At 70.7% G+C, this 23,958-nt stretch carries 21 protein-coding genes; 10 read left to right on the top strand and 11 right to left on the bottom strand.

Translation table 11 applies throughout. From position 1 onward, the window contains the following. Nucleotides 1-196: 196 nt before the first annotated feature. The 3 genes from D7X55_RS12645 (at nucleotide 197) to D7X55_RS12635 (ending at nucleotide 4,188) form a co-directional block, all read left to right on the top strand. On the top strand, nucleotides 197-2,251 hold the full coding sequence (locus tag D7X55_RS12645; protein ID WP_120548064.1) for an FHA domain-containing protein: 2,055 nt from the start codon (nucleotides 197-199) through the stop codon (nucleotides 2,249-2,251). Nucleotides 2,252-2,357: 106 nt separating this feature from the next. Continuing rightward, the gene (locus D7X55_RS12640; protein ID WP_121723193.1) at nucleotides 2,358-3,695 is read left to right on the top strand and encodes a cyclic nucleotide-binding domain-containing protein; all 1,338 of its coding nucleotides are present in this window, start codon (nucleotides 2,358-2,360) and stop codon (nucleotides 3,693-3,695) included. Nucleotide 3,696: 1 nt separating this feature from the next. Continuing rightward, complete coding sequence (locus D7X55_RS12635; RefSeq protein ID WP_120548066.1) at nucleotides 3,697-4,188, top strand: hypothetical protein; 492 nt, start codon at nucleotides 3,697-3,699, stop codon at nucleotides 4,186-4,188. Between the two features lie 4 nt (nucleotides 4,189-4,192). Here the strand turns inward: D7X55_RS12635 and D7X55_RS12630 are convergent, their stop codons facing one another. Then, nucleotides 4,193-5,779 (bottom strand): tetratricopeptide repeat protein, encoded by a 1,587-nt coding sequence (locus D7X55_RS12630; RefSeq protein ID WP_121723192.1) that lies wholly within the window; start codon nucleotides 5,777-5,779, stop codon nucleotides 4,193-4,195. A 144-nt stretch (nucleotides 5,780-5,923) separates the two neighbouring features. On the opposite strand from D7X55_RS12630, the gene D7X55_RS12625 reads away from it, so the two are divergent. After that, entirely contained in the window at nucleotides 5,924-6,892 is a 969-nt protein-coding gene (locus D7X55_RS12625) for a homoserine kinase (protein ID WP_120548068.1), read from the top strand. Nucleotides 6,893-6,895: 3 nt separating this feature from the next. Here D7X55_RS12625 and D7X55_RS12620 read toward each other — a convergent pair whose 3' ends face one another. The 3 genes from D7X55_RS12620 to D7X55_RS12610 all read right to left on the bottom strand — a co-directional run bounded on the left by D7X55_RS12620 (nucleotide 6,896) and on the right by D7X55_RS12610 (nucleotide 10,386). After that, nucleotides 6,896-7,369: a nuclear transport factor 2 family protein gene (locus D7X55_RS12620; protein WP_120548069.1), complete on the bottom strand. Its 474-nt coding sequence runs from the start codon at nucleotides 7,367-7,369 to the stop codon at nucleotides 6,896-6,898. Nucleotides 7,370-7,442: 73 nt separating this feature from the next. Then, the gene (locus tag D7X55_RS12615) at nucleotides 7,443-7,970 is read right to left on the bottom strand and encodes a hypothetical protein (RefSeq protein ID WP_120548070.1); all 528 of its coding nucleotides are present in this window, start codon (nucleotides 7,968-7,970) and stop codon (nucleotides 7,443-7,445) included. Nucleotides 7,971-8,022: 52 nt separating this feature from the next. Beyond that, on the bottom strand, nucleotides 8,023-10,386 hold the full coding sequence (locus D7X55_RS12610) for a hypothetical protein (protein WP_199746945.1): 2,364 nt from the start codon (nucleotides 10,384-10,386) through the stop codon (nucleotides 8,023-8,025). A gap of 25 nt (nucleotides 10,387-10,411) precedes the next feature. Here D7X55_RS12610 and D7X55_RS12605 point away from each other — a divergent pair, with 25 nt between their 5' ends. Together D7X55_RS12605 and D7X55_RS12600 are read left to right on the top strand one after the other, a co-directional pair. Continuing rightward, the gene (locus D7X55_RS12605; RefSeq protein ID WP_043321926.1) at nucleotides 10,412-10,813 is read left to right on the top strand and encodes a TIGR02266 family protein; all 402 of its coding nucleotides are present in this window, start codon (nucleotides 10,412-10,414) and stop codon (nucleotides 10,811-10,813) included. Beyond that, complete coding sequence (locus tag D7X55_RS12600; protein WP_199746944.1) at nucleotides 10,813-11,370, top strand: DUF192 domain-containing protein; 558 nt, start codon at nucleotides 10,813-10,815, stop codon at nucleotides 11,368-11,370. The genes D7X55_RS12605 and D7X55_RS12600 overlap by 1 nt, the downstream gene beginning before the upstream one ends. A gap of 32 nt (nucleotides 11,371-11,402) precedes the next feature. Here the strand turns inward: D7X55_RS12600 and D7X55_RS12595 are convergent, their stop codons facing one another. From D7X55_RS12595 to cglC, 7 genes are all read right to left on the bottom strand, one after another. Beyond that, complete coding sequence (locus D7X55_RS12595; protein ID WP_120548072.1) at nucleotides 11,403-13,172, bottom strand: GGDEF domain-containing protein; 1,770 nt, start codon at nucleotides 13,170-13,172, stop codon at nucleotides 11,403-11,405. Between the two features lie 139 nt (nucleotides 13,173-13,311). Continuing rightward, entirely contained in the window at nucleotides 13,312-14,532 is a 1,221-nt protein-coding gene (locus D7X55_RS12590; protein WP_233609816.1) for a hypothetical protein, read from the bottom strand. Nucleotides 14,533-14,611: 79 nt separating this feature from the next. Beyond that, nucleotides 14,612-15,088 (bottom strand): Cys-tRNA(Pro) deacylase, encoded by a 477-nt coding sequence (ybaK, locus tag D7X55_RS12585; protein ID WP_121723190.1) that lies wholly within the window; start codon nucleotides 15,086-15,088, stop codon nucleotides 14,612-14,614. A 5-nt stretch (nucleotides 15,089-15,093) separates the two neighbouring features. Beyond that, complete coding sequence (purK, locus tag D7X55_RS12580) at nucleotides 15,094-16,236, bottom strand: 5-(carboxyamino)imidazole ribonucleotide synthase (RefSeq protein ID WP_120548075.1); 1,143 nt, start codon at nucleotides 16,234-16,236, stop codon at nucleotides 15,094-15,096. Then, on the bottom strand, nucleotides 16,233-16,736 hold the full coding sequence (gene purE / locus D7X55_RS12575; protein ID WP_199746943.1) for a 5-(carboxyamino)imidazole ribonucleotide mutase: 504 nt from the start codon (nucleotides 16,734-16,736) through the stop codon (nucleotides 16,233-16,235). The genes purK and purE overlap by 4 nt, the downstream gene beginning before the upstream one ends. Nucleotides 16,737-16,900: 164 nt before the next feature. Further along, nucleotides 16,901-18,322 carry a VWA domain-containing protein gene (locus D7X55_RS12570; RefSeq protein ID WP_120548076.1) on the bottom strand — a complete coding sequence of 474 codons (1,422 nt, stop codon included), beginning with the start codon at nucleotides 18,320-18,322 and terminating at the stop codon, nucleotides 16,901-16,903. A gap of 102 nt (nucleotides 18,323-18,424) precedes the next feature. Next, nucleotides 18,425-18,931: an adventurous gliding motility lipoprotein CglC gene (cglC, locus tag D7X55_RS12565; protein WP_120548077.1), complete on the bottom strand. Its 507-nt coding sequence runs from the start codon at nucleotides 18,929-18,931 to the stop codon at nucleotides 18,425-18,427. Between the two features lie 274 nt (nucleotides 18,932-19,205). Between cglC and D7X55_RS12560 the strand changes: the two genes are divergently transcribed. The 4 genes from D7X55_RS12560 to D7X55_RS12545 form a co-directional block, all read left to right on the top strand. Continuing rightward, a complete protein-coding gene (locus tag D7X55_RS12560) occupies nucleotides 19,206-20,033 on the top strand; it encodes an outer membrane beta-barrel domain-containing protein (protein WP_120548078.1) in 828 nt (275 codons plus the stop codon). Beyond that, on the top strand, nucleotides 20,030-20,926 hold the full coding sequence (locus D7X55_RS12555; protein ID WP_121723189.1) for an outer membrane beta-barrel domain-containing protein: 897 nt from the start codon (nucleotides 20,030-20,032) through the stop codon (nucleotides 20,924-20,926). Before D7X55_RS12560 ends, D7X55_RS12555 begins: the two co-directional genes overlap by 4 nt. A gap of 6 nt (nucleotides 20,927-20,932) precedes the next feature. Continuing rightward, nucleotides 20,933-22,990 (top strand): adventurous gliding motility protein GltC, encoded by a 2,058-nt coding sequence (gene gltC, locus D7X55_RS12550; protein WP_120548080.1) that lies wholly within the window; start codon nucleotides 20,933-20,935, stop codon nucleotides 22,988-22,990. A gap of 111 nt (nucleotides 22,991-23,101) precedes the next feature. Beyond that, nucleotides 23,102-23,958 (top strand): MFS transporter (locus D7X55_RS12545; protein WP_147470094.1); only part of this gene is annotated, 857 nt, incomplete at its 3' end.

Here is a 23,958-nt window from a genome sequence, read left to right as displayed (position 1 = left end):
ACGCGAGGGCTCGGGGCATGGGGTGGCTCGTGGCGCTTGAGGGAACGGGAATGGAGGAAACCTACATCGGAGACGGGACGGCGTGCGGGCCAACGAACCGGACCGGGCCCGTCTTCCCTGAAAGGAACGCCCGGAGCGCATTCCCACCGTGCGGTGGGCGCTCTAAGATGCTGGCCGCTTCAACCTGGACCCACCCATGCCTCCTCGCCGTCCCTCACCGTCATCGCGTTCAGGCACCGGCCGTTCGGCCGGGGGCGCGACGGCGGACCGCCGTCCCAATGCTTCCGGAGGGGGCGGCTCGCGCCGCGTCTCCGCCGTGCCGGAGGAAGACTGGTCCGCGCCGCTCTCTGGCGAGGACAGCCAGGACGGAGGTGATCCGGAGCTGTACGGCGACGCGGAGCCCGTGCGCTCGCGCACCGGCGAGACGCGGGTGGCCTCCATCGACGACGTGCGCCCGGAGGCGGAGGAGCCCGCCGAGGACGAGGACAACTCGGAGACGACGCGCGCCGGCCCGCCGGTGCTGATGCTGGTGCTGGACGGCCCGGACAAGGGGCGCAAGAAGCGCTTCAAGGGCGTGCGCATGGTGGTGGGGCGCAGCAAGGACTGCGACTTCGCCCTGGGCGACCAGACGGTGTCGCGCCGCCACCTGGAGCTCGTCTACGGCGAGAGCGGCGTGGTGATGCGCGACCTGGGCGGCATCTCCGGCACCCAGGTGAACGACCAGAAGGTCGACGAGTGCATCCTGAAGCACGGGGATGAGATCTCCGTGGGCAAGACGCGCCTGCGCTTCGTGGACGAGGGCGAGCTCATCAAGGAGATGCGCGCCAAGGCCGAGTCCGGCGAGTCGGAGGAGAAGGCGGAAAAGAAGGAGGAGAAGAAGGACCCGCGCCTGGATGAGAAGACCAACGCGAACTACAAGCTCGCGGACCTGATGCGCGACGAGAAGGCGCGCAAGACGGGCGTGCCCCGTCCGCGTCCGGTGCGCTCGTCGGCGCGCGAGGGCTTCAAGCCCACCTTCAAGATGAAGGTCGGCGCGGCGGTGGGCGGCGTGCTGCTGCTCTTCCTCATCCTGGGCCTGGCGCTGTCCAAGGGGAACCAGCCCCCGCCCAAGCCGCCGGTGGACCCCAACCTCGCGCGCGCCCAGGAGCTGATGCAGCGTGCGCGCGACAAGGTGCGCGACGGCGAGTACGTGGACGCGGTGCGCTTCGCCCAGGAGGCGGAGAAGCTGCGCGTGGGCATCGACGTGGACGGCGTGGCCAAGGCCGCGCAGCAGCTGCAGGACATCCTGGACTCCTTCCAGACCGTGCGCGCCCTGATGGCGGAGAACCGCTACCCGGAGGCGCGCCAGAAGCTGGCGGAGACGCCGCAGGGCATGGCCCGCACGGACGACGTGCGCAAGAAGCTGGAGGAGGACCTGGAGGCCGGCGAGCAGAAGTACACGCTGGGCCTGGTGGACGCGGCGCTGGCGGAGCGCCGGCCGGACGACGCGCGCACGCTCATCGCGGAGCTGCCGCAGGGCATGCGCTCGCTCTACGAGCAGAAGCTCGCGGACCTGGAGGCCCTCCTGGCCAAGGAGGCGGCGCAGGCCGCGCGTCAGGCCGGCATCCGGCAGGCGGTGGCGGCGGAGAACGCCAAGCAGCGCCGCGCGGAGTTCGTGGCGGAGGCCTTCCAGGACGTGGAGCGCCGCTTCAACGGCGGGGACTTCCAGCGCGCGACGCTGGAGGTGGACCGGGTGATGGACAAGTACCGCGGCGAGGCGGACATCCAGGCCCGCGCGCGCAACCTGAAGAAGCTCATCCCCCAGTTCCGCTCCGCCTTTGAAGAGGGCCAGAAGAAGTACGAGAACAACTCGCTGGAGGCCTCCGTGAAGCCGCTGCGGCGCGCGGCGGAGGTGTACCGGCAGATCGGCTTCAACGGCTCGCTGGGCGACACGCTGGACAACGAGCTGGCCTCCGCGTCCGTGGCGGCGGGGCAGGCGGCCTTCAAGCGCAAGGAGTACCCGGCGGCGGGCCGCAGCTTCCGCGAGGCGCTGCGCCTCAACCCGGGTGACTCGCGCGCCCGCGACGGCCTGGACGAGCTGCAGAAGAAGGTGGAGGAGCTGTACCTGTCGGCGTACATCTCGCGCGACCGCGACCCGGCCCTGGCGACGGAGCAGTTCAAGATCGTCATCGAGGCGTCCGCGGAGGGCACGGACGTGAAGCGCAAGGCGGAGATGGCGCTGAGCGAGCTGCAGAAGGCCGGCGGTTCGTAAGGTCGCGAAGGCTTAGCGGGGGCCGCCGCCTGGAGGGACGGGGCGGGCGGCCTCCATTCCTGAATTCCTGTCACACCTGTCGTCGTGAGCGGTCTGGAGACACCGGATGAACGAGTCGTCGTTGCGTGAGCTGGGCATGGACCTGTTCGAGGAGCGCCAGTTCGAGCGCGCCCTCGCCGTCTTCGCGGAGGCCGTTCGCCGCGTGCCCGCCGACCACCGCTCGCGCATGCTGGCGTCCCGGTGTCTGGCGGAGCTGGGGGAGCGGGAGCGCGCCGTCACCGCGTACCACGCGTGCGCGGAAGGGCTCTTGCGCCGCGACTACCTCCTCTCCGCCATGGCCGCGTGCAAGCTGGCCCTGGAGCTGTCGCCGAACGAGCGGCGCCTGAAGGACACGCTCTACCGCGTGCACTCGCGCGCCGCGCGCAGCGCCCCGGGCCGCGCCGCCGTGCCTCCGCCCCTGCCGCCGGAGCACCTGTACGACGGCAAGGTGGACACGGACCTGATGGGCCTCGTGGGCGAGGAGCTGTCCAACCGCGCCATTGAAGTGCTGGCCGCGCCGGACACCGGCGGCAACGCGGATCCGCAGAGCCGCCCGCCGCTGCCGCTGTTCGCGGACCTGGACCGGGACGCGTTCCTGGACCTGGTGGGGCGCATGGTGTGGCGCACCATCAAGCCGGAGGAGGTCATCAGCCGCGAGGGCGAGCCGGATGATCACCTGCACGTCATCGTCGCCGGCAAGGCGGAGGTGACGCGCAGGACGGACGGCGAGGACCGCACGCTGGGCTTTTTGGGCGGCGGCTCCATCTTCGGAGAGCTGGCGCTGCTCACGGGCGCGCCTCCCACCGCGACGGTGACGGCGGTGTCGGACTCGGAAGTCTTCGAAATCCGCCGCGAGCACCTCAACGCGGTGGCGAAGAACCACCCGGCGGTGCCGCAGCTGCTGGCGGACTTCGCGCAGCAGCGCATGATGCGCAACCTGATGGCGAACTCGCCCCTGTTCCAGCAGCTGCCGGAATCCGAGCGCGGGGCGCTCTTCCAGCGCTTCACCTTCCGCGCGCTCCAGCCGGGGGAGAAGGTCCTGGTGGAGGGCGAGCACTCCCAGGGCCTCTTCCTGGTGCTGGCCGGCGAGCTGACGGTGCAGAAGGAGGACCCGGCGGGCGGCATGGTGACGCTGGGCGTGCTGCGCGAGGGCGACGTGGCGGGGGAGATTTCACTCCTCACGGGCCTGAGGGCCACGGCCACGGTGTCGGTGACGCGCAAGACGGCGGCGGGGTGGCTCAAGCGGGAGGCGTTCCAGGAGCTGGTGAAGTCGTTCCCCAACATCCGCACGTACCTGGAGCAGCTGTCCGACCGGCGCCTGAAGCAGATTGGCGAGGCGCTGCGCCCGCTCGAGATCATCGACGCGGACGACATGATGCTGGAGCCGGAGACCGGGGCCGCCTGAGATGGTGCTGACCAGAGCCCGGGTGCTGAGCGGCATGGCGGCGGTGATCGCCGCGGCGCTCGTGTTGTTCTTCTGGCCGCGCGAGGAGCCCGGGGTGAAGGATGCCGTCACCCGGCAGATCATCGCCATGTCGCGCGCGGCGGAGGACAAGGACGTCGGCGGGGTGATGGAGCGCGTCTCCGAGCGCTTCAAGACGACCGATGGCTGGAGCAAGCAGGACGTGCACCGCATCCTGGCCGCGCAGGTGCTGCGGGGCCAGTGGGTGCGCGTCTTCACCACCGACATCGACGTGCACGAAGTCTCGCCCACGCAGGGCGAGTTCCAGGCGCGCTTCATCTTCGGCCGCTCGCAGGCGGAGAAGCTGGAGGACCTGGCGAAGGACAGCGTGCTCAACGCCTACGCCATCGAGGGCACCTTCGAGAAGGAGGCCGATGGCGAGTGGCGCGTGGTGAAGGCGAAGCAGCGCCGGTTGGACCCCTCGGAGCTGCTCTAGCCTCTTACGGCTGCTGGAACAGCGGCCCTGCCTCCGTGAGCCAGGCCTTGGCCATGGCGGGCTGGCCGCTGGTCTCCAGGCGCTTCTTGATGTCGTTGGCGCGCGTGGCCAGCTGGTCCACGGGCGTGCCCTGCGCGCGGGCGCGCACGAGCGAGAAGTAGTGCTGCTGGCACCCGGCGGCGAACTCGCCCTGGGCGAAGAGCAGCTCGCCCAGCGCCGCGTACGCCTCCGGAATGCTGCCCGCGCCCGTCTCCGGGGCCACGGCGGTGAGCAGCGACTTCGCGCCGTCGAAGTCCTTGCGCGCCAGCAGCAGCGCGCCCTTGGCGTACTGCGCCCTCGCCAGCCCCACGCCGCGCGCCGACAGCGCCTTGTCGTAGGACGCGAGCGCGTCGTCCTGGCGGCCAGCCGCCTCCATCACGCCGCCGCGCGCGAGCCAGTACCGGTCGTCCCGGTCCAACGCGGGCACTTCCTTCCCGTCCGCCGTGCGCGTCTTCACCTGGTGGAAGGTCTTCTCGTAGGCGTCCAGCATCGCCAGCGCGCCCTCGCCGTCACCCTGGGCCTGGAGCAGCCGCGCGCCCTCCAGCGTCAGCAGCGGCGCCGTGGGCCGCTTCGCCACGGCCGCCTCGAAGGCCTGGCGGGCCTCCGGAGCGCGCTTCGCCGCGAGCGCACGGCCCCGGGTGAAGAGGGCGTAGTGCTCGTCCGGCCAGGCCTTGAGCGCCGCGTCCACGTGCGTGAGCGCTTCATCCGGAGCGCCCTTCGCCAGCGCGGCCTCCGCCTGCGCCACCGCCATGCGGGCCTGGAGCGCGGGCGTCAGGTCCTTGGCGCGCGAGCGCACCTCCTCCAGCGTCGCCGCCACGCCGTCCGGAGACCGCCCCGCGTACAGCTGCGCCAGCGCGGACGTCACCCGCGACAGCAGGTGATCCGGGTTCGCGGTGGCGGCGCGCCCGAAGGCCTCCACCGCCTGGGGGAACAGGCCTTCATCGAGCAGCGCCTCACCGTAGGCCGTGGAGAAGCGCGGGTCCTTCCACGCCCCTTCCGCCGCGCGCGCGAAGGCCTGGCGGGCCTCCGACAGGCGCCCCTGGTGCTGCAGCAGCCGCGCCTGGGCCAGCGTCAGCCGGGGGCTGTTGGCGCCCTGGGACCTGAGCTCCTCCAGGAGCTTCGAGGCCTCTTCCGTCTTGCCCTCGCTCACGAGCAGCATTGCCCGTGCGCCGTAGCGCTCACCGGAGCGCGAGCCCAGCGACTCCGCGCGCTCCAGCTGCTCGCGCGCCTTGGCGTCCGCGCCGGGCTGGTGGTGCGTGAGCCACAGCTCCATCTGGAGATCCGCGGCCAGCGCCCGCGCGTCGCGCGAGTCCGGCGCGAGCGCGAAGAGGGTCTCCAGGTTCTGCTGCGCCATGGCCAGGTCGCTGGGGTTGCCCTTCAGCACCGCGGAGCGCGCCGTGCGCAGGTGGGCGTCCACCTCCTGGCGCACCTGCCCGCGGTGCACGTACCAGGCGACACCGCCCGCCAGCAGCACGGCGACGACGCCCACCTGGGCCAGGGCGCTGCCCAGCCCCTCGCGACGCTTCCAGTCACCGCGGCCCGGCGTTTCCATGGGGGTGGCCTCACGCGCAAAGATTGAAGATTTTCAGACAGTTATGCGAAGTAGGACGGGCATGGACAGATAGGTCCGGCCCCCCGGGGTGTCAACGGGTGGGGGCAGCACGCACGTGGGGGCGCCACGCCCCGGAGGCACGCCATGGCCGTGTACACGACACTTCCTCCCGAGGCCTTCACCCACGTGGCGAATGCCTACGGCCTGGGGGCCGTGCGCTCCATCACGCCCATCCCCCAGGGCTCCATCAACACCAACCACCGGCTGGAGACGGACGCGGGCCGCGTCTTCGTGCGCCACACGACGGTGCGCTCGCCGGATGACCTGCGCTTCGAGGCGTCCCTGCTGGAGCACCTGGCCCGCGCACGCTTCCCCGCGCCCGTGCTGCTGGTGCCGCCGGGGCCCACGCCCTTCCTGGACATGCACGGCGGACGGATCAGCGTCTTCCGGTGGCTGGCTGGCGAGGAGCTCACCCGCGACCGGCTCACGCCAGACATCCTGGAGCGCCTGGGCGCGGAGCTGGGCAAGCTGCACCAGGTGACGCAGTCGTTCCGGAACACGCGCGCCAATCCCTACGGCCCGGGCGTGGTGCGCGGCTGGCTCAACAGCCTGTCCCAGCGGCCGGAGCCGGAGCTCGTCTCGGTGGCGGCGGAATTGGAGGGCTTCCTCGCGCGCGCGGAAGGGGAGCGCCAGGGCCTGGAGCCCCGGGGCGTCATCCACGCGGACCTCTTCCTGGACAACGTGAAGTGGCTGGGCGACCGCGTGGGCGCCTTCTTCGACTTCGAGATGGCCTGCGTGGAGGCGTACGCGCTGGACGTGGCCATCACCCTCAACGCGTGGTGCTTCGAGGAGGCCTACCAGCCGGACCGGTGCCAGGCGCTCTTGCGCGGCTACCAGGACGTCCGGCCGCTGTCGGACGTGGAGAAGCGGGCGCTGTACGGCCACGCCCTCTACGGCGCGGTGCGCTTCACCACCAGCCGCATCCGCGACTACCACCTGTCCCCGCTGGGCGCGGACAAGCTCGCGCCCAAGGACTTCCGCACCTACCTGGCGCGCGCGCGGGCCCTGGACGGCATGGGCCCGGACGGGCTGCGGCGGCTGGTGGGGGTGTGACGGTCAGATGCCGGAGACGATCTTCCAGTCGCCGTCGACCTTCTGGAACACCATCTGCTCCAGCTCCGAGTCCGACTGGGGCCGGGCGTTGAGGCCGGGCATCCGCCAGGACGCGTTCCAGTAGTAGATGGCGAGCGCGACGTCCTCGTCCGAGTGGAACTCCACGCGGCGGATGTTGAAGTCCACCTTGGGGTTCTGCAGCTTCGTGAAGAGGCCCTGGAGGTGCGCCTCCAGGTTGCTCGCGGTGAGGTCGTCCGCCGGGTCATCCGGGGTGCCGGCGTCGTCGCGGAACTTCGGGGACACCAGCGCCTGGATGGCCTTGGCGTCCCGGTTCTCCAGGGCGGAGCGGTACTTCTCCATCACGGAGAGGATGGCGCGGGTATCACCGGTGTCTTCCAACTCCGTGCCGGGGATGCGCTTCGGGGCGCACGCGGCCAGGAGGAAGACGGCGCAGAGGGCGAGGAAGCGGTTGTGCATGGCGGGGCCTTATGGGTTCAACCGCATTTGTGTCAACCCATTCCCAGGCCCCGCCGCCTGCCCTGCGCTTTGACTATTTGGCGCGGATGACTTCAGCGATGAAGCGGTTGAGCACGGGCAGCTCGCCGTCGAGGATCTTCAGACCCTCCGTCTTGATGAGCGGCTCGGCAAGCATCGCCACGGGCTTGAGCAGGAAGGGCACCTTGAGCGACAGCTCGCCCTCCATCTTGCGCTCCGTCTGGCCATTGCCCAGGTCGCGCAGCTTCAGCACGCCCGTGTTCACCAGCATCTTGGAGATGGTGTGGGACGTGGGCGTGTTGGTGAACGTGAGCTGCTTGGTGCGCTTGTCGTAGGTGGACGTCTCGATGAAGGCGAACCACTCCGGCGACACCTTCTTGGGGCCCACGGAGGAGATGACGGGCTTGGGGCGGTAGCGCACCTTGCGGTGCACGCGGTCACCGTCCACGCGCACCTCCTGGGGCTGCAGCTCCAGCAGCACGCCGTGGTGCTGGAGGAGGTACGGGAAATAGCGCTCGTCCAGGAGCGCGCGCTCCACTTCGTCCACCGTCCCCTGGATGTACTGCGTCTTCTCGAAGTGCATGCCCCATCCACCTTTCCGTCAATGCGTGAATCGATTCCGCAGGGGCCCGCGTCTAGCGGAAAGCCTGACGCGGCACCAGGGGCCCGCGATAGGCCGTCTGCTCGAAGTCACATCGCGCCTGCCACTCGGAGGCCGCGGCACGGAAGGCGGCCCCGTAGTCCGGCAGCGCCCCCACTTCATGCCGCACGGCGCCGCAGTCGCCCGCCAGGTAGGCGGCCTCAATCCGCAGGCGCGTGGCCTCCCGGCGGATGGCCTCCGGCAGGGTGGTGTCCGACAGGGCGCGCTGGAGCTGGTCGCCCGCGAGCGCCGGGGCGCCCACCTGGTGCAGCCGCCGTCCCAAGAGGTAGCGCAGCCACGGGTCCTGCGGCGAGGCGAGCAGGGCGCGGTCCAGGAGCAGCAGGCGCAGCTCCTCTTGAGGCGCGCGGAAGTACGCCTCGATGGGCGCCCTTCGCGACGGCGTCTCCAGCGCGGCCAGCTTCACCTGCGCGGTGCGGGTGAGCTCCGGCCCCGGGTCCAGCGCGAGCGCGGCCTGGAGGAAGGCGCGTGAACCCTCCACGTCCTCCAGGTGGAGGGCCACGTCCGCGCGGGCCACGGCCACCTCCGCGGCGAGCGCGGGCCGGTCCTTCACCTGCTCCGCCAGCGAGGCCAGCACCTTCGCCGCGTCGGGCCTTCGCTCCAGGGCGTCCAGGGCCACGGCCTGGCCCAGCTGGAAGGACGGCTCCTCCGGCTGGAGCCGGGCTGCGCGCTGGTAGCGCTGGAGCGCTTCCTGCGGGTCGCTGGCGAGCGACTCGCGCGCGGAGTCCGACAGCCGGGCCACCTCGCGGGCGCAGGCGCGGGAGAAGAGGCTGCCGGTGCGGAAGCGGGCGAAGGCGCGCGCGAGCGTGGACGCGTCCAGGGGCAGCGCGTCCAGGGTGCGCTCCCACTCGGTGACGAGCTCGTCCAGGGGCCGGCCGTAGGCCTCGTTGAAGTCCGCGTGCGCGTAGACGGCGCGCAGCCGGTCCGCGCCGTAGGTGTCCGCCAGGTAGCGCAGGAAGGACCCCGCCACGGTGTACGCGCGCGCCGGGGCGGACTGGTAGAAGCCCTTGGGCCCCATGAGGTCGCGCATGTCCGGGGCCAGGCCCTGCCGGCGCATGCCCGCGGCCCACTGGTGCAGCGTGAGCTCGCCCTGCACGGGGTCGTCCGCGGCCACCGCGAGCCCTTCAATCACGCCCATCAGGGGCCACACGCCCAGCCGGGTGGTGACGCGGAAGAAGCCGGAGCCCGCCGGGCTCGCCATCACGTGCGCCAGCTCGTGGTGCAGCGTGGAGTGGGGGAAGGCCTTGTCCTGGATGTGCAGCTCCGTGCGCCAGGGCTTGGCGAACTGGGTGCGGCCGGCGCCCACCAGCCGCTGCTTCTCGTCCTCGGAGCGGTAGAGCCACACGCGCACGCGCTCGGTGGGGGCCACGCCCAGGAAGCCCGACGTCTGGGTGAAGCGGAACTCCAGGTCGCGGGCCATCCGGTCCACGTCCTCGCGGGCCTTGCCGCGCGGGTAGTGCAGGACGAAGTGCTCCGTCTCGCGGACGCCGCCCAGCTGCTCGGACAGGTACGCGTCGCTCATCCGCAGGCCCAGCTGGGGCGCGCGAGCCTCCAGCCAGAAGATGCCCAGCGCGCAGGGGAGCACCAGGCCCAGCAGGCTCCCCACCCGGGCGCCCTTCAGCGCCAGCCGCCCGGTGCGCACGTCCAGCAGCGCGATGGCGAGCCCCGCGAAGACTCCCACCCACAGGAGCGTCTCCACGCGGAACCAGCCCAGCGCGGCCGTCATCTGGAGGGCCTCGTCGTAGAGCGGGCCGGGCAGGTGGCCCAGGAAGACGTTGAAGGCGAACACCTGGGGCCCGAAGACGATGGGCCACACCGTCACCGCCAGTGAGGCCAGCAGCAGCAGGGCGTACAGGCCCGCCGCGCTCCGGGGCCGGGCCGTCATGAAGCCCAGGAGCACGCCCGCCGCGGACGCGATGAGGGCGGAAGGGAGGGTCAGCAGGGGGTAGAAGCCGGCCAGCTCGAAGGGGTCGCACGCGGTGCGAAGCCGGGCGAAGAGCAGGGCGCACACGAAGGGGGGGATGAGCACCCCCAGGTTCAGGACGGCGCTGGCGCCCAGGGCGCGGCCCACGGCGGTTCCGGGCAGGGCGGAGGCTTCCACTCCGGCGGGATGGGGCGCGGCCCCCGTGAGGATGCGGCGCTCCTGGGCGGCGGCGGCGATGCCTGTCCCACCCCCGAGCAGGCCGACGGCGATGGACAGGGCCAGGCCCAGCTCGAAGCCGGGAACTCCGAAAAGCGGGAGGAGGACGAGGGCCGACCCCCCACCGCCGAGCAGCAGCACGGTGGCCAGGACGGCTGGACGGCCCAACAGTGCACGGGCACGGGGGAGGACTTGCCGCATGGCGTCCCCTATACTCCCCGGCCGCATGTCCGAACAGAAGAGCGGATCCGAACTGCGCACCCACGGTCGTGCGCCCATCGAGCTGAAGGTCGACTACAAGAAGCTCAATTCGTTCTTCGCCGACTACACGAAGAACATCAGCAAGGGCGGCACGTTCATCAAGACGAAGAAGCCGCTGCCCATTGGCACGCGCTTCCTCTTCAAGCTGACGGTGCCGCACCGCGAGGCACCCTTCGAATTGTTGGGCGAAGTCGTCTGGTCCAAGGCCGACGCGGAGGAGCCCGGCATGGGCATCCGCTTCATCTACAGCAGCGAGTCCCAGCGCGTGGACTTCGAGACGCTGGTGGAGCGGCTCATGTCCGACAGCCTGGGCTCCGAGCTGACCGAGAAGCTGCTCAACAAGCCCCTGCATCCCCAGCACCCGTGATGAGGACGAAGGCGCGTTTCACGTTCGTTCTGGCGGCGCTGGCCTTCGCGGGCGGCGCGTGTCAGGAAGCGCCCGCCGCGCCTCCGAAGCCCGCCGCGCCCGCTCCGGCGCGACCCAAGGTCACGGACGTGTCGGCGGAGGACTACGTGATGCCGACCCTGCCGCGCGCGCACGTGCGGCTGAAGGATGCCTACGGTGGTGTGCACCGCGTGGAGGTGGAGGTGGCCGCCACGGGCGAGTCGCGCACGCGCGGCCTCATGTGGCGCAAGTCGCTGACAGCGGGGCAGGGCATGCTCTTCATCTTCCCGGATGAAGAGGTGCGCGGCTTCTGGATGCGCAACACGCTCATCCCGTTGGACATGCTCTTCATCACGTCCGAGGGCCGCGTCGTGGGCATCATCGAGAACGCGGAGCCGCGCACGCTGACGAACCGCTCGGTGGGCATCCCCAGCCAGTACGTGCTGGAGGTGCCGGGGGGCTGGTGCCAGAAGAACGGCATCGTCCGCGGCGGCACAGCGGAGTTCGAGGGCGTGAGCACCCTCCCCATCAAGCCGTGATGGGGAAGTGACGCGCGTGAGGCGCGGTGGGGCTACTTCACCGCGCTGGCCTGGAACAGGAACGTGCTGGTGCGCGTCTGCGCGGAGACGGCCTTCACCCGCTTGCGCAGGGCCGCGGCGACGGCGGACAGCTCCGCGGGGTGCGGCTGGGCGGACAGGCCGTGGTGGTCCACCGCCGCCAGGCTCAGCGTCACCGGCACCGTGTCTCCCGCCGCGCTGACACCTCCGCGCCGCAGGTCCTCCGGGCCATAGAGCGGCACCTTCTCCGCGTCGAACCGCTGGCAGAGCGTGCGCAACACCTCCGGCGCCACCGTGTCCGGACACACGAGCACGAAGTCGTCGCCGCCCACGTGGCCCAGGTTCGAGCCCTCCGGCAACAGGTGCAGGCACTCCGACAGCACGCTCGCCGTGTAGCGGATGACCCGGTCACCCTGGAGGAACCCGTAGCGGTCGTTGTACGCCTCGAAGTGATCCAGGTCCGCGTAGATGACCGTGAACGCGGGGCCCTGGAGCGCGGCGCGGATCCACCGCTCGATCATCCGGCTGCCCGGCAGGTCCGTCAGCGGATGCGCGCCCGTCGCCGCGTGCTGCTCCAGGTCCGAGGCCCGCGCGATGAGCTGCTTCATCGTCACCGTGCCCAGGAAGTGGCCCTTCGCGTCCGTCACCACCACCGGGTCGTAGACGGACTCGGACGGACGGCGCATCGCCATGCGCGCCAGCGCCGTGATGGCCGTCGCGTCCTCCACCACCATCGGCGCCTCGCGGGGCCCCTCCGGGAGCGCGGACTCCGTGCTCGCGGCGGTGCCTCCCAGGCGCGCGTAGAAGCTCCGCCGCGTCACCACCGCGTGCGGCTGCTCGCCATCCAGCAACACGACGTGGTCCTCGCCCGGCGTGCGGCGGAAGAGCCGGTCCAGCTCCACCGCCTGCGCCGTCACCGGCGCGCACGGCGGACGGATGATCATGCTGCCCACCGTCTCGTCGTCCTCGTGCTCACGGTGGTGCAGCGCGCGGATGGCCTCGCGGCAGCGCTCCGCGAAGTCCGCGCCCGGCCGCTGCGGCGAGCTCACGGGCCGCGCCAGCAGGTAGCCCTGCGCGTGCCGGATGCCCAGGCGCAGGAGCACCGCCAGCTCGTTCCACGTCTCCACGCCTTCCGCGATGAGCACCGCGTCCACGCGCTGCGCGAACGCCACCAGCGACTTCACCAGGTGCTGCCGGTACGTGTGCAGGTGGATGTCCCGCACCAGCGCCTGGTCCAGCTTGATGAAGTCCGGCGCGCTGTGCACCAGCGTCACCAGCCCCGAGTGCCCCGCGCCGAAGTCGTCCAGCGCGATGCCGAAGCCCTGCTCCGCGTACCGCCGCGCGAGCATCCGCAGCTGCTCCGTGTCCTCGAACGTGCTGCGCTCGGTGATCTCCAGCACCAGCTGCTGCGGGCTCAGCCCGTGCTGACGCAAGAGCTCCAGCGTGGACGCGCCGCCAAAGCGCTCGTCGCTCAGCACGTCCGGACTGACGTTGAAGAAGAAGGGGCCGCGCCGCTGCGCTTCCGGCAGCGTGGCGATGCGCCGCACCGCCGCGGTCCAGCACGCGCGCTCCAGCTCGTAGGTGAAGCCCTCCACCCGCGCGCGGTTGAACAACTCGTTGGGGGACTCCACCGGACCCAGGCCTCGCGACAACACCTCGTGGCCAAGGACTTCGCCGCTGAGCAGATCGACGATGGGCTGAAAGACGGTGGCGACCCTCGGTTCGTCACCGTTCCAGAGCCAGGGCGGTGGCGCTGCGGGCTTGCTGGGGGAGGGCAGGCTCATGGCCCCCGAAATGTACCGCGCTCCGGCGCAAGCTTCAGTCCCCCCCGACCACCCGGCAGGTCCAAACTCGAAAACGGACGCTTTTCCAGGAGGCCGCCCGGGCCCCGGGGCGGGCGGGCCCCGACAGCCCCTCCGGGTCCTATTCCCCCTGAATCCGCTGGATTTCCGGCACCTTGGCATCCCCGCTCCCCGCCGGAGCCGGATCCACGGGGGCCACCGGCGCCATGGCCACGGGCGCCAGTTGGGTCAGCGTCACCTGAGCCGCGACCGCCTCCATCGCCTGCCCCTCCTCTCCCTGGGCGGTCGAGAGAGCGCGGAACCGCCGGGCCAGCGAGGCCAGCTCCGCCGCCTTCAGCTGGGCCTGACCGCTGCGCAGGGACAGCAGCGCCACGCGCGCACGCTCCAGCAGGGCCACCTCCGCGCGCAGCCTCGCGAGGATGCGCTCGCGCCGCTGACGCACGTCTCCCAGCCGCTCCACCTCCTCCGCCAGCGACGCCGCCGCGGCCTCCAGCTGCCGGCGCGCCACCAGGTCCGTGCTCGCGCGGGCGCTGCGCTCCAGGCTGTCGCGCTCGGCCTGCAGCTCCGCGGCGGCGCGCTCCTCCAGCTGCGCCTCCACGCCGGCCCACTCGGAGGACAGCTCCACCGCGCCCTGGGTGATGCGCGCCAGCGTGCGGGCCAGCTCCTCGCGCGCGGGCTCCCGGGGCAGCTTCGCCAGGGACTGGCCGCATTGCCGGTAGAGCGACAGCGCGCGCTCGGACAGCGTGAGGAAGTCACCGGAGAGCTGGGGCAGCAGCTCCTCCGCGCGCGCCTCCACCGGATCCGCCGTCAGGCCCAGGTGCGCCGCGATGGCGCCCAATCCAACGAACAGCCCCACGATGCCGCCCACCACCGCCGCCGCCAGCAGCGTGGGCGTGGCCACGGTCGCCAGTCGCGCGGACAGGATGTTCGCCACCACGCCGCCCGCCAGCGTGAGCCCCGCGCCCAGCGCCGCGCCCAGGCCGTAGTGCACGAGGGTGGGGCGGGCCTCCGCGACCTGTCCCTCCTCGCCCAGCTCGTTGAGGCGCGCGCGCACCAGCAGCGCCCCCGCGGCAGCTCCGCTCGTGGCCACGGTCCACGCGGGCGACAGGCCCAGCCCATAGGGCAGCCCCACCAGCAGCAACCCCAGGCCGCTCAGGAGTCCCCGGTCCCACCGGTCGCCGCGCGCGCATGCCAGCACCACCGCGGCGGGCACCACCCACGTCAGCGGCACCGGCATGCCCACGCGCAAGGTGAGCCAGTGCAACAGCCCCGCTCCGGCGCCTGCCGCCAGCGCGCGCGTGACGGTGTGCTCGAAGGCTTCGCGGTGGTGGAATTGCAACACGGCGGCATTCATCGGGACACCCCGGGAACGGCCTTACGGCCGGGAATGTCCCTTCGAACGCGCGGCGCGCGAAAAGGGTCTACGCCTTGGGACGCGAAATGGGTCCCGGCCTGCCCTTCGTCACGCGCAGGTAGTCCGCCGGCGCGAGGACAATTTGCGTCCCGCGCACCCCGGCCGACACGGCGACCGCGTCGAACAGCTCCAGCGTCTCGTCCACGAAGACGGGGTAGTCCTTCTTGCCCCCCAGCGCGGTGACGCCGCCCCGGATGTAGCCGGTGAGCGGCTGCAGCTCCTTGAGCGGGACGGTGTCCACCTTGCGGTCGCCGGACAGCCGCGCCAGGGCCTTCAAATCCAGCTCCGCGTTGCCGGGCACCACCGCCATCAACACGCCGGTGCGGTCGCCCTTGGCCACCAGCGTCTTGAAGACCTGCTCCGCCGGCATGCCCACCTTCGCCGCCACCGTCTCCGCGGACAGGTCGTCCGGATCCACGTCGTAGTCGCGCAGCGTGTACGCGATGCCGAGCGAGTCCAGCAGCCGGGCGGCGTTCGTCTTCATGGGCGTTACATCCCCAGGGCCTTGGCGGCGGCCTTCACGCGCTCGAGCGCGTCCTCGGGCGAGCTGCCCACCGCGGACAGGTGGCCCATCTTGCGCCCCTTGCGCGCGTCGCGCTTGCCGTACAGGTGCAGCCGGACGCCGGGCAGCGCCAGCGCCTGCGCGAACCTGGGCCCGCCCTCCTGCAGCCACAGGTCGCCCAGCAGGTTCACGATGGCCGCGGGGCGCACCACCTCCACGGAGCCCAGGGGCAGGTTGCACACCGCGCGCACGGCCTGCTCGAACTGGCTCGTCAGGCACGCCACTTCCGTCGAGTGGAAGCTGTTGTGCGGCCGGGGCGCCACCTCGTTGACGAGCAGCGACCCGTCACCCAGCAGGAACATCTCCACCACCAGCAGCCCCTCGACCTTCAGGCCGGCGGTGATGTCGCGCGCCACCTGCGACGCCTGCGACAGCACTGCGGGGGGCAGCGGCCCCGGCAGGAGCGACCACGCGAGGATGCGCTCCTCGTGGTGGTTGAACGCGGGCGGGTACACCGCGAGCTGTCCATCCGGCCCACGCGCCACCAGCACGGACAGCTCCGCCTTCAGGTCCAGCGCGGCCTCCACCACCACGGAGCGCTCGCCCAGCTCCTTCCACGCGACGCCCGCCTCGGCGGCGGACTTCACCTCGTACTGGCCGCGCCCGTCGTAGCCGCCCTCGCTGGACTTGATGAAGCACTTGCCGCCCAGCGCGGTGATGGCCGCGGACAGCTCCGCCTCCGAGTTCGCCTCGCGCCACGGGCCCAGCGGGAAGCCGCCCTTCGCGAGCCACGCCTTCTGCCGGCCGCGGTGCTGCACCACCTCCAGCACGGAGGCGCCGGGCCGCATGGGCGCGTGCCGGGAGACGGCGTTGAGCGTGGCCAGCGAGACCTTCTCAATCTCCAGCGTCACCACGTCGCACTGGCGCGCCAGGTCCTCGGCCGCCGCCGTGTCGGTGAAGGACGCGGTGAGGCAGCGGTCCACCACGTTGCGCGACGGGCACGCCGAGTCCGGATCCAACGCCTGCACCTGGTAGCCCAGCGTGCGCGCCGCGAGCGCCATCATGCGCCCCAGCTGCCCGCCGCCGAGGAGGCCCAGCGTGCCGCCCGGGAGCACCATGGGGCCGCTCATCCCGCCACCTCGCGCTGCGCCAGGACTTCATCCGTGCGGGCCTTGCGCCAGGCGGCCAGCCGCTCGCGCAGCTCCGGGTACTTCAGCGCCAGGATGGCCGCCGCGTGCAGCGCCGCGTTGGCGGCCCCCGGCTTGCCAATGGCCTGCGTGCCCACCGGGACGCCCTTGGGCATCTGCACGATGGAGAGCAGCGCGTCGAAGCCGGACAGCACCGTGGTGGGCATGGGCACGCCCAGCACCGGCAGCAGCGTCTTGCTGGACACCATGCCGGGCAGATGGGCCGCGCCGCCCGCCGCCGCGATGATGACGGACAGCCCGCGCGCTTCGGCGGTGGACGCGTACTCCATCATCCAGTCCGGCGTGCGGTGCGCGGACACGACGCGCACCTCATGCGGGATGCGCAGCTCGGCGAGGATGTCGATCGCCGGTTGCAGGTGCTCCAGGTCGCTCTTGCCGCCCATGATGACCCCGACCCACGGGGTGCTCGCGCTCGCCGCCATGCTTGTCCGCGCCTCCAGTGCGCCCTGCTTCCAGGGGGTGAAGCCTGGAAGAACGCGGAGATAGGGCCACGCGATTCCGGAGGTCAACCGCGAAGATGTGACGACGCGATGGCGGGCGGGCAGGGGGGCGGGCGTTGCCCCCTCGCACGCCCGGGGCCTGACACTCAGTACGTCGAGCCCATGCGCCCGAAGCTCTTGAGCGCCTTCACCTTGCTGTTCTTCACGGCGGCCTTCAGGTCCTCCTCGGAGTCCGCGGCGTCGTATTCCTGCATCGCGCGGGCCTGGTCGGCCTGATCCGCCGCCACCGCCGCGGCGCCCGCCACCGAGCCCGCCTCCTCGAAGAGCACCTGGTTCTGGGAGAGGTAGCCCTTCGCCTCCGCCTTCTTGCCCTGGGCCATCGCCGCGGCGGCCTTCTGGAGGTTCTGCGCGCTACGGGCCCGGGCCGCGTACACCGTGGCCTCCTTGTCCTGGCGCTGGACGACCTCCTCCTGCACGTTGGTGGCCACCGCGGCCAGCATGGACTGGTCCTCCACGTTCTTGTGCACCAGCAGGTCCGTGTACGCGACCTTCAGCCCCGCCACCTGCACGGACTGGCCCGCGGAGGTGCCCGTCACGTGCAGGCGCGCCACCACGCGCTCCACCTGGCCCGCGGAGAAGTCCGGCAGCGCCACGCGCACGGTGTTGCCGGCCTGGTGCGCGCGGTAGCCCAGCACCTCGTCCAGCGTCGTGCCCGGGGGCAGCTCGAAGGACAGCTCCACGTTGCGCGCCACCGCGGTGGTGGCCTGCTGCAGGTCGCGCTGGAAGAGGGTGGACAGCTTGCTCGCGTCCTCGAGGAAGCCGTACGCGCCGGCGCCGTACTCCGCGAAGGCCTGCATCAGGTCCTCGTTGAAGTCCGTGCCCACGCCAATGGAGCTCACCGTGATGCCGGAGGCGCGGATCTCCCGCACCACGTTCTTGAGGCCGTCCTCGTCGGACACGCCCTCCGTGGGCTGGCCGTCGCTCATGAGGATGAGGCGGTTGACCGTGGCCGCGCCGCCCATGGCGGACGCCAGCTGCGTGCGGCCCACGGACAGGCCCGCGCTGATGTTGGTGCCGCCGTCATCCCAGATGCCGTCGATGAACTGGAGCATCCGCTCGCGGTTGCCCGCGGTGGCCGGCAGCGACGGCAGGCTCTTCACGTCGCTGCCGTAGTGCACGATGGCCAGCCGGTCCTCGTCGCGCAAGAGCGACACCAGGTGCCGCGCGGCCTGCTTCGCCTGCTGGAGCTTGTAGCCGCTCATGGACCCGGACCGGTCGATGACCACCGCCAGGTTCACCGGGCTCCTCTTCGCCCCGGGCACCTCCGCGCCCGTGAGGTCCACCGTCACGTACGTCTCGGAGGTGCCCACCGGCACGTACGGGTGCGACAGGCGGCTCGTGACCTGGAGGCTTCCGGAGGACACCCGCGGCCCCGGCGTGGGCAGCGGGGTCACCGGGTCCGTCACGACGACTCGGGGCGGAAGGCCAGCCCGGTGGGGCATGCCCAGCACCAGCGCGGTGAGGGCCAGGCCACCAGCCAGGGCGAGGAAGAGGACCGTACGATTCATGGCAGGGCTCCGGAAGGCGTTGAAACGCGGGCCCTGCCTTTACGAACGGGGGGCGCGAAAAGGTCTAACCCTTTCGCGCGAGGCGACTGTTCAGTGCGCCGTTCAGTTGCCCTGCGCGGCCGGGACGGCGCCCGCGCAGAAGTAGGGCGAGTTGTTCTCGCCGAAGGTGCGCCGGTAGAAGCTCTCGTCGGCGACCTTGATGGCGTCCAGCGTGTCCTGGTCCAGGAGCAGGGGACGGCACGTCATGCGCTCCTTGAGGCCCTTCTCCACGTCGTCCACCGTGCGGGTGATCTCGCAGCCGGTCGTGGTGCCCTGCACGCACTCCTTGCTGCAGTAGCCCAGGGCCGGCGCCTCCGGATCCTCGCTGCGGGGGCTCTGGTCGTCGCGCACGCAGATGAGGTCCTCGCACTCCAGCGAGCCAAAGGAGATGAAGTCCTGATCCGCCGCGATGTCCTTCTCCTTCACCTCCACCACTTCACGACCCTGCGCCTCATACTCCTGGGGCGTGGCCTTGCGCACGAGGTTGCAGGGCTTGCCCAGCTCGGTTTTGACGTCGCAGCCTCCCAGCAGCAGGGCGGCGGACAGGAAGAGCGCGGATCGCACGAACATCTTTGAGACCTCTAGGAAGGATGGAAACAGGGCGCGTTGGGGGGAGGACGACGACGCCCGGAACCCCGGAACGGTAGCACACCGCTTTCGCGCGCCAACCACCGACCACGGGGCGTGAGCACAGTGGAATTGTGAAGGGATACGAGAGGAAACCAGAGGAGGCAGGCTCATTCTGCTGGTTGATGGTTGGGAATACGACCGATAGGATGGTGCGGCTGATGTCATGCTGCCTTCCGGTGGCAGTACGTTCCCTCCCCCCACGGAGCGCCCGGACTTGAACCGCCCCACGCTGCTGCTTGCGCTGAGCCTGATGTGGCCCGCGCTGGCCCCCGCCCAGACCCAGGAAGGCATGGGCCTCGATCTGACCGAGGACTCCCAGGCCAAGCCTCCCGAAGCGAACCCCGCGCCGCCGCCGGACGAGGAAGCCCGCCCCGCGTCGCCGCCTGCCGCCACACCGGCGAAGGACATCCCGGTAGAAGCGCTCATGCCGCTCACCGACATCACCCAGGACGACCGGGTGAAGAGCGTGCAGCGCAAGGTCTACCTGAAGAAGCACCGCCTGGAGATCTCACCGTTCGTGAGCCTCTCCGTGAACGACCCGTTCTATTCGAAGTTCGGCGGGTCCCTGCGGGCGGCCTGGTACCTGTCGGACACGCTGGCCATCTCCGCGCGCGGGTCGTTGATCCAGGTGCTCCCGTCGGATGACGTCCGCACGGCGAAGCGCACGTTCAACAGCAAGATCTACAACTCCGTGCCGAACTGGTCCGCCATGGGCGACCTGGAGTGGGCGCCGCTCTACGGCAAGGTGTCGTTCCTCAACTCCATCCTCCACTTCGACGGCTACCTCCTGGGCGGCATGGGCGTGGTGAGGACGGAGACCTCCGCGCTGCCCGAGCGCGGGCTCAACCCGGCCTTCGACCTGGGCCTGGGCATGCGCTTCGTCACCAAGGACTACCTGGCCGTCAACGTGGCCCTCATCAACACCTCCTACGTGGACCAGCCCCTGGGCAGCAGCAAGGGCGCCATCCAGAACGTCATGACCCTCAACGCGGGCATCTCCATCTTCCTGCCCCTCAAGTCGACGGGGAGGGAGTCCGAATGAAGCCCGCCTTCCGTCTGCTCCTGACCCTGTGCGCGGGCGTGCCCGCGCTGGCCTCCGCCGCGGACCAGGCGCCCGCTCCGGCCGCCGCCGCGCCGGCTGCGGCCACGCCTGCTCCGGCTCCGGCTCCGGCGGCCCCGGCTCCGAAGACGGCCGCCAACTCCAACCCGCCCACCACCTCCCAGGAGGAGGAGGCGGGCGACGTGTCCGAGGTGGACAAGGACGCCCTGGGGCCCCTTCGCGAGCGCATCCGGCCGGTGTCCGGCCACATGTTCCTCAAGAAGGGCCGCTTTGAAGTCAGCCCGTCCGCGTCCATCACCATCCGCGACGCGTTCTTCAAGAAGTACCTCTTCGGCGGCACGGTCACCTACTTCCCCATGGAGACCCTGGGCGTGGGCGTGCGCGGCGGCTACGCGCTGAACTCCGTGGCCGGCTCCGCGCAGATCTGCACCTTCACGCCGGGCGAGGGCGGTGACACCCGAGGCTGCCGCTCGCCCACCAAGGGCGAGCTGGACGGGTACGCGCCCGGCCAGATGACGCTCATGGGCGGCGTGGACGTCCAGTGGGCGCCCATCTACGGCAAGCTGTCGCTGCTGGCGGAGAAGTTCGTCCACTTCGACATGTACGGCGTCGTGGGCGCGTCCGTGGTCCAGTACAAGGGCCCGGCGACCTCGGAGTTGGACGGCTCGACCGTCGCGGGCAGCAAGTCGTACCTCACGGCCGGCGGCAACGTGGGCGTTGGCCTGCGCTTCTTCTTCAACCGGTGGATGACGCTGCGCACGGAGCTGCGCGACACCATCTACCAGGAGAAGGGCCGGGAGCCCACGCCCACCTACCTCCGCAACCAGATCCTGTTCGAGCTGGGCCTGTCCTTCTTCTTCCCCTCCGGTTCCTAAAGACTCATGCGCACCCACCGGTTCCTCCGCCTCGCCGTCCTCGGGCTCACGCTCGCGTACACGGCCCCCACGCTGGCCCAGTCCTTCGAAGGGCTGGACCTGGCGGGCCAGTCGAAGAAGAAGAAGAAGGGGTCGTCTTCCAAGGCCTCCTCCAAGAAGAAGACCACCGCCAAGCGCGGCAAGGGCAAGGCGGCCACCCCGGCCGAGGACACCTCCTCCGAGGACTCCTCCACCGCCACCAGCGCCCCCGCGCCCGTGGGCAACCCGGCCACGCCTCCCGCGGCTGTCACCTCGACGCCCGCGCCCACGGCGATGCCCGCCGCTCCGGCCGCGAAGCCCACGCCGCCCGCGAAGCCTTCGACCCAGGGCAGCCCCGGCCTGGGGCTGGACCTCACGGGTGACAACGACAAGCCGCCCGCGCCCACGATGACGTTCGACGCGGTGGACGTGTCCGGCAAGACGGCGGACCGCCAGCGCCTGGACGCGGCCATCAGCCTGTTCAAGAACGACGAGTACGAGAAGGCCGCGATGGCCTCCCACGAGCTGTTGGGCGACCCCAAGCTCCAGGGCCTGCACGTGGAAGCGCGCTACGTGCTGGCCAAGTCGCTCTACCGCATGGGGCTGTACCACTCGTCGCTGGGCGAGTTCTCCAAGATCCTCGCCGCGGGCCCGTCCACGAAGTTCTTCAAGACGAGCCTGGAGTGGCTGTTCTTCATCAGCCGCAAGACGCAGAACGAGACGGTCATCCTGGATGAGATCGCCCGTTACGCGAACTACGAGTTCCCGGAGAAGTTCCGCAACGAGTTCCGCTACCTGCTGGCGCGCTACCACTTCGTGCGTGGCCGCGCGCTGGATCAGGTGGGTCAGACGGAGAACGCGGACAAGTCGTTTGAAGAGGTGAAGCGCCTGGCGCTCACCATCCCGCGCACGGATCCGTTCTACCCGCGCGCGAAGTACCTGGAGGGCCTGGCCTTCTTCCGCAACGGCACCGCCCACAAGGACGCGGCGGCCAAGCGTGGCAACACGGACGTGATGGCGTCCGTGGAGGCCATGAAGGAAGTGGTGCGCCTCACCCGTCCCCAGGCGGGCCGCACCGGTGAAGCGGCGAAGCTGGACAAGTCGCTGCGCGAGCTGGCCTTCATGCAGCTGGCCCGTACGCACTACGGCATGCAGCAGAACCGCTTCTCCATCTTCTATTTGAACAAGGTGGAGCGCGGGAACACGCAGTGGCTGGAGGCGCTCTTCGAGTCCTCCTGGGCCAACTACCGCATCGGCCAGTACGAGCAGGCGCTGGGCAACCTCATCACCCTGTCGTCGCCCTTCTTCCGCGAGGAGTACTTCCCGGAGGCGCTCATCCTCAAGGCGGTCATCTATTACGAGAACTGCCGCTACCGGGAGTCCAACCTCATCCTCCAGGACTTCGAGCGCACCTACCTGCCCGTGCACGACGAGCTGGACGGGCTCGTGAAGAAGAACATGGATGCGGCCGAGTACTACACGGTGCTCGCGGACGTGCAGAAGAAGAACAAGGAGGGCCTGGAGAAGAACGGGACGGACATCATCCTGGAGCGCATCCTGCGCCTGGCCCTCACGGATCAGGACCTGAAGAAGACCAACGACTCCATCCTGGAGCTCGAGGGTGAGATGGACCTGTTCGGCAACAAGGGCGACACGTTCAAGTACTCGGAGCTGACCAAGCAGCTGCTGGAAGAGCTCAAGGTCCAGCGCACCAGCCTCATCTCCAAGGCCGGCATCATGGCCAAGGGCAAGCTGGAGACGGAGCTGGGGGCGCTCAAGCTGCTCTTGGCCAACGGCCTGCGCATCAAGTTCGAGACCACCACCAAGGAGAAGGAGTTCCTGGAGGAGCAGCTCAAGGCGGGCGGCCGCACGGCCATCGTCAAGAAGTACAAGTACTCCGTGGCGGTGGCGGACGATCAGCTCTACTGGCCCTACGAGGGCGAGTACTGGCGTGACGAGCTGGGCACCTACCAGTACACGCTGACCAAGGGCTGCATCGAGCGCGACACGGCCAACCGCCGCATCCAGTCCGCCGAGGCGATGTAGACGCCCAACGCTGAGAGTGGGATTCTTCCCGGCCGCCGGAGCGCCCTGTATGCGCGCTCCGGCGGTCTTGTCTTTTCCAACGGTCCCTCGAAGGGACGAGGGAGTGCGAAGTTGGCTCGGGAGGCGTCGCTGCGGGTGGTGTTCGGCATCGCCGTCCTGGACCTCATCGGGTTCGGCATCCTGATTCCGCAGCTGGGCGTGTACGGCGTGCGCTTTGGCGCTTCCCCCTTCGCGGTGGGGCTGCTCGTCGCGGTGTACTCGCTGATGCAGCTGGTGGCGGCGCCCATCATGGGGCGGCTGTCGGACCGGTTCGGCCGGCGGCCGGTGCTGCTCATCTCCCAGGTGGGCTCGCTCTTGGGCTACGTGCTGTTCGCCTTCGCGCACACGCTGCCCCTGTTGTTCCTGTCGCGCGTCATTGATGGCGTGTCCGGCGGCAACGTGTCCACGGCGCAGGCGGTGGTGGCGGACATCACCAAGCCGCATGAGCGCGCGCGGGGCATGGGCATCATCGGCGCGGCGTTCGGCCTGGGCTTCGTGCTGGGGCCCGCGCTGGGCGGCGTGCTGGGGGCGTGGGGCGGCAACCTGGCCATCGGCCTGTTCGCGGCGGGGCTGTCCGCGCTGAACCTCTTCAACACCTGGTTCTTCCTGCCGGAGACGCGCAAGGCGGACTCGCCTTCCGCCACGACCCGCAGCATGGCGGGGGCCGCGGCCGCGTTGACGCTGCCCGTCGTGGGCCGGTGCGTGGTGCTGGTGCTGCTCTACACGGTGGCCTTCGCGCAGATGGAGGGCACCTTCTCCGTGTACCTGCTGACGCGCTTCCTGTCCTCCGGGCCGGTGCCGCTGGAGGGGGGGTGGCTGGTGCACGCGGTGCATCCGGACGCGGCCATCCTCAAGGAGGCCAGCCTGCGCTCCGGAGCGCTCTTCGCGGTGGTGGGCGTGCTGTCCGCGGCTGTCGCTTATACACATCT

The organism is Corallococcus sp. AB049A (assembly GCF_003668885.1).
Lineage (GTDB): Bacteria > Myxococcota > Myxococcia > Myxococcales > Myxococcaceae > Corallococcus > Corallococcus interemptor.
Note: the sequence above shows the minus strand (reverse complement) of the source record. Positions and strands in the feature narration are given on the sequence as shown.

Excerpts from the sequence above, each read along its gene's own strand:
- D7X55_RS12645 (WP_120548064.1), top strand. The coding sequence starts at position 197 with ATGCCTCCTCGCCGTCCCTCACCGTCATCGCGTTCAGGCACCGGCCGT.
- D7X55_RS12640 (WP_121723193.1), top strand. The coding sequence starts at position 2,358 with ATGAACGAGTCGTCGTTGCGTGAGCTGGGCATGGACCTGTTCGAGGAG.
- D7X55_RS12635 (WP_120548066.1), top strand. The coding sequence starts at position 3,697 with ATGGTGCTGACCAGAGCCCGGGTGCTGAGCGGCATGGCGGCGGTGATC.
- D7X55_RS12630 (WP_121723192.1), bottom strand. The coding sequence starts at position 5,779 with ATGGAAACGCCGGGCCGCGGTGACTGGAAGCGTCGCGAGGGGCTGGGC.
- D7X55_RS12625 (WP_120548068.1), top strand. The coding sequence starts at position 5,924 with ATGGCCGTGTACACGACACTTCCTCCCGAGGCCTTCACCCACGTGGCG.
- D7X55_RS12620 (WP_120548069.1), bottom strand. The coding sequence starts at position 7,369 with ATGCACAACCGCTTCCTCGCCCTCTGCGCCGTCTTCCTCCTGGCCGCG.
- D7X55_RS12615 (WP_120548070.1), bottom strand. The coding sequence starts at position 7,970 with ATGCACTTCGAGAAGACGCAGTACATCCAGGGGACGGTGGACGAAGTG.
- D7X55_RS12610 (WP_199746945.1), bottom strand. The coding sequence starts at position 10,386 with ATGCGGCAAGTCCTCCCCCGTGCCCGTGCACTGTTGGGCCGTCCAGCC.
- D7X55_RS12605 (WP_043321926.1), top strand. The coding sequence starts at position 10,412 with ATGTCCGAACAGAAGAGCGGATCCGAACTGCGCACCCACGGTCGTGCG.
- D7X55_RS12600 (WP_199746944.1), top strand. The coding sequence starts at position 10,813 with ATGAGGACGAAGGCGCGTTTCACGTTCGTTCTGGCGGCGCTGGCCTTC.
- D7X55_RS12595 (WP_120548072.1), bottom strand. The coding sequence starts at position 13,172 with ATGAGCCTGCCCTCCCCCAGCAAGCCCGCAGCGCCACCGCCCTGGCTC.
- ybaK (WP_121723190.1), bottom strand. The coding sequence starts at position 15,088 with ATGAAGACGAACGCCGCCCGGCTGCTGGACTCGCTCGGCATCGCGTAC.
- purK (WP_120548075.1), bottom strand. The coding sequence starts at position 16,236 with ATGAGCGGCCCCATGGTGCTCCCGGGCGGCACGCTGGGCCTCCTCGGC.
- purE (WP_199746943.1), bottom strand. The coding sequence starts at position 16,736 with ATGGCGGCGAGCGCGAGCACCCCGTGGGTCGGGGTCATCATGGGCGGC.
- D7X55_RS12570 (WP_120548076.1), bottom strand. The coding sequence starts at position 18,322 with ATGAATCGTACGGTCCTCTTCCTCGCCCTGGCTGGTGGCCTGGCCCTC.
- cglC (WP_120548077.1), bottom strand. The coding sequence starts at position 18,931 with ATGTTCGTGCGATCCGCGCTCTTCCTGTCCGCCGCCCTGCTGCTGGGA.
- D7X55_RS12555 (WP_121723189.1), top strand. The coding sequence starts at position 20,030 with ATGAAGCCCGCCTTCCGTCTGCTCCTGACCCTGTGCGCGGGCGTGCCC.
- gltC (WP_120548080.1), top strand. The coding sequence starts at position 20,933 with ATGCGCACCCACCGGTTCCTCCGCCTCGCCGTCCTCGGGCTCACGCTC.